This window comes from Saccharothrix sp. NRRL B-16314 (assembly GCF_000716595.1).
In the GTDB taxonomy this organism is placed as follows: domain Bacteria; phylum Actinomycetota; class Actinomycetes; order Mycobacteriales; family Pseudonocardiaceae; genus Actinosynnema.
The window spans coordinates 1-265 of record NZ_JNXC01000257.1 but is presented as its reverse complement, the minus strand read 5'-3'; the positions used below and the strand labels follow the sequence as shown (position 1 = coordinate 265).

Below are 265 nucleotides of genomic sequence, written 5' to 3'. Positions count from 1 at the left end.
ATGCATGAGTCTGCGCACTTTTGTACGGTCCCGGAAACTCACCGGAGCATTGGCGGTGACCTCGGTGGCGGCCCTGTCCGTAGCCGGGGTGGTGGCCTCCACGGCCACCGCCAACGCTGCTGCCGGCTGCCGGGTCGCGTATTCGATCAGTAGCCAGTGGCAGGGTGGATTCGGCGCCAATGTCACGGTCACCAACCTGGGTGACGCCATTTCCGGCGGTTGGACGCTGGAATGGGACTTCGCCGCCGGCCAGACGGTTCAGCAG

General features: G+C 65.7%; 1 protein-coding gene. It reads left to right on the top strand.

Annotated elements, in window-relative coordinates:
• Positions 1–55: 55 nt before the first annotated feature.
• The coding region (locus tag OQ02_RS39895) for a cellulose binding domain-containing protein (RefSeq protein WP_033443884.1) at positions 56–265 on the top strand (210 nt) is incomplete at its 3' end.